This is a genomic window from Brevundimonas sp. CURTG3B2_SDJG, assembly GCF_057364705.1.
Genome location: NZ_JBNFOJ010000211.1, coordinates 1 through 4,930, shown reverse-complemented (window position 1 = coordinate 4,930; position 4,930 = coordinate 1). Strand labels below are relative to the sequence as shown.

Sequence of the window (4,930 nt, the reverse complement as noted above, 5' to 3'; positions counted from 1 at the left end):
CCCACCCGCGCCGGCCGCCGCGCCCGACGCCCGCTCCCCGCTCCCGCTCCCGCGACCACGCCGAAGAAGACCGTGCTCGTCACGGTGGGGTTGCTCGCGGCCGCGGTCGTGGGCGTATTGCTGGTGCTGTGGGCCTGGCGGCTGCCGCCGTTCGTCTCGGGCGTTCAGCACACCGACAACGCCTATGTGCGCGGCCAAGTGACGGTGATCGCGCCACAGGTGACGGGTTATGTCACCTCGGTCGAGGTGCAGGACTTCCAGACCGTGCGGCAGGGCCAGCTGCTGGCCACGATCGACGACCGCATTTATCGGCAACGGCTGGAGCAGGCGAAGGCGAACCTGCATTCGGCCCAAGCCGCGCTCGCCAACTCGGCCCAGACCCAGAACTCGGCGCGCGGTTCCGTGGCCCAGCAGCGCGCCTCCATCGCCGGCGCCGAGGCCAACCTGGCCAAGGCCCAGGCGGACGCCAACCGGGCGCGGCGGCTGTTCGAGGGCGGCTGGGTGGCCCAGGCCCAGGTGGACGTCAGCCAGGCGGCGCTGAAGGCCGCCCAGGCCCAGCTGGCCCAGGCGCGGGCCGCCGAAGGCATCGCCCAGACCAATGTGACCTCGGCGGTGGTCAGCCGCGGATCGCTGGAGGCCAGCGTCGAAAACGCCCGGGCCCAGGTCCATCTGGCCGAGATCGACCTGCAGAACACCCGCATCGTCGCGCCGCGCGACGGACGGCTGGGCGAGATCAGCGTGCGGCAGGGCCAGCAGGTGGCCGTCGGGACGCAGCTGATGGCGCTGGTTCCGGACCGGGTCTGGGTGACCGCGAACTACAAGGAGAACCAGCTCAGGGACATCCGGGTGGGCCAGCCGGTCGAGCTGGCGGTCGACGCCCTGGGCGGCCGGACCCTGACCGGACGCGTCGAACAGATCGCGCCGGCCACCGGCTCGGAGTTCAGCGTCATCCGGCCGGACAACGCCACCGGCAACTTCACCAAGGTGGCGCAGCGAGTGCCCGTGCGGATCGCGCTGGATCCGAACCAGGAGGGACTGGACCGGCTGCGCCCGGGGCTGTCGGTGACCGCGCGAGTGGATACGCGCGCGGGAGACTAGACGTCGAACTTCACGCCCTGAGCCAGGGGCAGGGCCGAGGAGAAATTCACCGTCTGGGTCTGGCGGCGCATGTAGGCCTTCCAGGCGTCCGAGCCGGATTCGCGGCCGCCGCCGGTGTCCTTCTCGCCGCCGAAGGCGCCGCCGATCTCGGCCCCCGACGGGCCGATATTGACGTTGGCGATGCCGCAGTCCGAGCCCCAGGCCGACAGGAATTGCTCGGCCTCGCGGACGCTATCGGTGAAGACGCAGGACGACAGACCCTGGGGCACGGCGTTCTGCAGCTCGACCGCCTGATCGAAGTCCGACCACGTTAGAACATAGAGGATGGGCGCGAAGGTCTCGTGCTGGACCACCGCGGTCTGGGCCGGCATGCGGACGATGGCGGGCTTCACATAGCCGCCTTCGCCGGCCGCGTCGAAACCGGCCCGGCCGCCGCCGGTGACGATCTCGCCGCCCTGCTGGACGGCCTGCTCCAACGCCGCCTCGAAGCCCTGGACCGCCTCGGCGTCGATCAGCGGGCCGATCAGCATGCCGTCCCGGCGCGGGTCGCCGATCGGCAGGGTCTCGTAGGCGGCCTTCAGGCGGGCGACCAGCGCATCCGCGACGCTCTCATGGACCAGCAGGCGGCGCAGGGTGGTGCAGCGCTGACCCGCCGTGCCGACAGCCGAGAAGGCGATGGCCCTCACCGCCATCTCCAGGTCGGCGGAGGGCGTGACCACCATGGCGTTGTTGCCGCCGAGCTCCAGCAGCGAGCGGCCCAGGCGGGCGGCGACGGTCCGCGCGACGGCCTTGCCCATCCGCGTCGAGCCGGTGGCCGAGACCAGGGGAATGCGGGGACGGCGGCCAGGGCCTCGCCGGCCTCGCGGCCGCCGATGGCCAGCTGGGACAGGCCGGAGGGCGCGTCGCCGAAGCGGGCGACGGCGCGGTCCAGGATCGCCTGGGTCGCGATCGCGGTGACCGGCGTCTTCTCGGACGGCTTCCAGATGACGGGATCGCCGCAGACCAGGGCCAGGCAGGCGTTCCACGCCCACACCGCGACAGGGAAGTTGAACGCTGAAATGACCAGGACCGGTCCCAGCGGCTGCCAGGTCTCGCGCATGTGGTGGCCGGGGCGCTCGGAGGCGAGCGTCAGGCCGTACAGCTGGCGCGACAGCCCGACAGCGAAATCGCAGATGTCGATCATCTCCTGGACCTCGCCCTGGCCCTCGGAGACGATCTTGCCGGCTTCCAGAGTGACCAGGCGGGCCAGGTCGTCCTTGGAGGCCCGCAACTCCTCGCCCAGCAGCCGGACTAGTTCGCCGCGGCGCGGCGCGGGCACGCGCTTCCAGGCGTCGAACGCCTGGACCGAGCGGGCGACCACCCCGTCCAGATCTCCGGTCTCGGCGACCGATCCGGCGGATGAGCCGTCGATCGGCGAGCGGGTGGGAAGTCCCTGGCTGGTCAAGGCTTCGGAAGCCCCGAGGTGGGCCAGGATGTCGCGGATTTCAGAGGCGGCGCTGTGCATGCGCGTGATTAGCCCCCCGGACGGCGGCTGCCAATGCATGCGGTCCGACGGCGGGCGCGTCCGGGTTCTGCTAGAATGCCGGCGCACGGCATGGGAGCCTGGACATGGTCTCGCTAGACGTTCTGAACCGTATCGCCGCCGGCCGAACGGATCTGATCCTGGATTTGCCGCTGGACGTCGCCCTCGCCCCCTCGGCCGGGAGCGGCCATCACCCGCCCGCCGTCTGGGTCCTGTACTACGGCGACGTCAGCGCCCTGAAGGTCCTGCTGGACCGAGGCGTCCCGACGACGGCCCTGGGCCCAAACCTGGGCCTGATGGGCGCCGCCTTCCACAATCACTGGCGCCTGGTCGAGTTCCTTCTCGAACGCGGGGCTGATCCATGCCTGGCCGATGAGGACACGGGCGAGACCCCGTTGCACGCCGCGCTGTCGCGAGAGGCCGGAACGGCTCAACTGCAGACCGCGCGGGTGCTGCTCCGGGCAGGAGCGGACCCCGCCGCCAAGACGCTGGACGGACGCGAGACGGGAAGCTTCATGCGGGACGCGCGGACGCGGGGCGAGGCACCATTGCACAGAGCCGCCGCCTTCGCCGACGGGGAGACGATCGACGTTTTGCTGGCGGCCGGCGCGCCACTTGAGGTCGCGGACGCGCGGGGCGACACGCCGCTGTCGTGGGGCAGTTGGGCGCGCCGCCCGGACGACATCCTGCGCCGGCTCTGCTTCGGCCCTCACCGCATCCGCGCGGGGCGACGGCCGATGAAAGACAGCCTGGTCGGCGAGGCGCTGTCGTCCGGCGAGGAACGGCCGGCTGACGAGCGGGTTCTTCCTGGACCCGATCGCAGGAGAACCCCGATGAAAGTTCGAGACCTGATGAGCAAGGACGTGCAGGTCGCGCGTCCCGGCGACACCCTGCAGGAGGTCGCGCGCCGCATGCACGACGGCGACTTCGGCTTCATGCCGGTGGCGGACGCCGATCGGCTGATCGGCACGATCACCGACCGGGACATCGTGGTCCGGGCCATCGCGGGCGGCGTGTCCCCGAGCGCGCCGGTCGTCGAGTTCATCACCCGCGACCCGCACACGGCCCGCGCCGACGACGACCTGAAGACCGTGCTGGACGCCATGGGCAGCCGCCAGATCCGCCGCCTGCCGGTGCTGGACAAGGACGACCGCCTGGTCGGCGTGGTGTCTCTCGGCGACCTGTCCACCCGGGTGAAGGAAAAGTACGCCGGCGAGGCCCTGGAAGACATTTCGCGGTCCTGACGCCGGCCGCCGTTAACCTCCGCTTCACCCTGTCGCCAAACGCGGCGTTCATCTGCAACCGGCCATTGTGCGCGGTGCAGAGCGGGGAGCGGAGGCCATGGCGCGCGCGCAGTTCCAGAAGGGTCAGAAGGTCTGGGTCGAGTGCGTCGGCGCGTGGGCCCAGATCGAGAAGGTTCAGCCCGTCTGGGCCAAGGGCTTCGAGGAACCCGTCCGGGTCACCTACGATGTCGGCCTGGGCCGCGAGTTCCTGGCTCACGAACTGCTGCTGCCGGTGGAGGACCCGGCCGCGGAGGTCGGCCAGAACTGGCGACTGATGCGGCCCGCAACAAGTGGCAGGCCGCCGAAGACACGCCGCACCACCCCTTCCCCGGCACCTATCCGGTGGTCGTCACCGACAAGGCGGACTGGGGCGGCTGGCGGGTGCCGGGGGCCGAATACGACCGGGATCCGGAACAGATCGAGTTCCAGGCCCGCCTGATCGCCGCCGCGCCTCGCCTGATGGCCCTGGCCGAGCGGATGGTCGCCGCGGTCGACGAGGCGCCCGACGACGCCCGCCCGAGATGGCGGCCATGGCCCGGGAAGCCCGCACGGTGCTGAAGACGGTCACCGACGTGCTCGCGGCGCCGACGGTCGAGGCCGGGCGCCGCCCAGGTCGCGCGCCGGCGACTCACGCGGCCTGAAAGCGTTGACGGCGGATTAACCCGCCTCGACAGGAATCCGCGACGCAGCCTAGATTCGTCGTCTGTCGTCGAATCGTCCGGGAGAGCGCGCCTTGCGGGGTGAAGAACGCCGCATAACACCGCAGGGACGACGGGCCGCCGACCGGCGCAAGGGCCCGCCCGCCTGGGTGCGCATCTCCATCCTCGCCGTGACGCTGGCCGTGGCGGCCTATGTCCTTCTTTTCGCTCGGGAAATCGCCCGCCCGGGTCAGGAAGCAGATGCTCTGCGGATGGCCGCCGTCGACCGCGAGGCCCGGCTGCTGGCGCTTGAGCTGGAGACCCGGATCGCCCCCGTCCAGACCGCCTTGCGCGCCGCCGCCGCCGACGCCGCGCCCGCCAGGATGGTC

The 4,930-nt window shown here is 71.4% G+C and carries 3 protein-coding genes and 2 pseudogenes; 4 read left to right on the top strand and 1 reads right to left on the bottom strand.

Annotated elements, in window-relative coordinates; all coding sequences use genetic code 11:
- A partial coding sequence (locus AC2W7C_RS13350; protein ID WP_486001874.1) for an HlyD family secretion protein occupies positions 1-1,098 on the top strand: 1,098 nt, incomplete at its 5' end.
- On the opposite strand, the pseudogene amaB reads toward AC2W7C_RS13350, so the two are convergent.
- Positions 1,095-2,602, bottom strand: a pseudogene (amaB, locus tag AC2W7C_RS13345) (L-piperidine-6-carboxylate dehydrogenase). The gene AC2W7C_RS13350 and the pseudogene amaB sit on opposite strands and share 4 nt — an antisense overlap.
- 104 nt (positions 2,603-2,706) lie before the next feature.
- Here amaB and AC2W7C_RS13340 point away from each other — a divergent pair.
- From AC2W7C_RS13340 to AC2W7C_RS13330, 3 genes and pseudogenes are all read left to right on the top strand, one after another.
- Positions 2,707-3,864 (top strand): CBS domain-containing protein, encoded by a 1,158-nt coding sequence (locus tag AC2W7C_RS13340; protein WP_486001873.1) that lies wholly within the window; start codon positions 2,707-2,709, stop codon positions 3,862-3,864.
- Between the two features lie 381 nt (positions 3,865-4,245).
- Complete coding sequence (locus AC2W7C_RS13335) at positions 4,246-4,461, top strand: hypothetical protein (protein WP_486001872.1); 216 nt, start codon at positions 4,246-4,248, stop codon at positions 4,459-4,461.
- 175 nt (positions 4,462-4,636) lie between these two features.
- Positions 4,637-4,930 (top strand): annotated as a pseudogene (locus tag AC2W7C_RS13330) (PAS domain-containing sensor histidine kinase); the annotation flags it as partial.